General features: G+C 29.8%; 1 protein-coding gene and 2 pseudogenes. 2 read left to right on the top strand and 1 reads right to left on the bottom strand.

Annotation, left to right across the window (positions count from 1 at the left end; all coding sequences use genetic code 11):
* Window positions 1-197, bottom strand: a pseudogene (locus IDG60_RS16815) (tRNA dihydrouridine synthase); the annotation flags it as partial.
* Window positions 198-505: 308 nt separating this feature from the next.
* Here IDG60_RS16815 and IDG60_RS16820 point away from each other — a divergent pair.
* Window positions 506-709: a DUF6007 family protein gene (locus IDG60_RS16820; RefSeq protein ID WP_000389759.1), complete on the top strand. Its 204-nt coding sequence runs from the start codon at window positions 506-508 to the stop codon at window positions 707-709.
* A gap of 48 nt (window positions 710-757) precedes the next feature.
* Window positions 758-859, top strand: a pseudogene (locus IDG60_RS16825) (TfoX/Sxy family protein); the annotation flags it as partial.

The raw sequence follows: 859 nt of genomic DNA on the forward strand, positions 1-859 counted from the left end.
CTAAAAGTTAAGCGTCCGCGCACACTATGTATGCCTTCAGGGTGGCAAAAGCTTTCAGTATTTGTAAATTCAGTGAAAAACACATCCGGTCTAGCTGCTTCACTTACAACGTGTCGAAAGACGATATCTGTAACGTCTTCCATTGGCGCCAAAATAAAAAATGGACGTGGTAATTCACTCCAAAAATTTTCTTTCATAATATATTTATACCCTCTTTATAATTAGTATCTCGATTTTTTATGCATGATGATATTACCACAAAAGCCTAACTTATACAAAAGGAATTTCAATAGTTGCAACCATTTGAAAGGGAAGTCTAAGAGTAGTCTAAAATAAATGTTGTGGTAAGTTGATCAATACAAAGATCAAGGATTATAGTATTAAATTGTTCATTATTAATGATACACTACTTATGAATATGATTCAGAATTTTCTTTGGCTACTTTTACAGTAAAGCGATTTTTTAGTTATCTTATAACAAAGACAAATTTATAAAGGTGATATTATGGAAGATTTAAAGGAATCTTTAAAAAGTTTAGGTTGGTGGGATTTATTTTTTGCGATACCTATGTTTCTGCTATTCGCATACCTTCCAAACTATAATTTTATAACGATATTTCTTAACATTGTTATCATTATTTTCTTTTCCATAGGTTTGATTTTAACTACGCATATAATTATAGATAAAATTAAGAGCAACACGAAATGAATCATTAATACGAATGTGATTAAACATAAAACTGAAGGAGCGATTACAATGGCGACTAAGAAAGATGTACATGATTTATTTTTAAATCATGTGAATTCAAACGCGGTTAAGACAAGAAAGATGATGGGAGAATATATTATTTATTATGAT

Source organism: Staphylococcus sp. EG-SA-2, assembly GCF_017152085.1.

Coding starts and splice junctions, on each gene's coding strand:
- IDG60_RS16820 (WP_000389759.1), top strand. CDS start 506: ATGGAAGATTTAAAGGAATCTTTAAAAAGTTTAGGTTGGTGGGATTTA.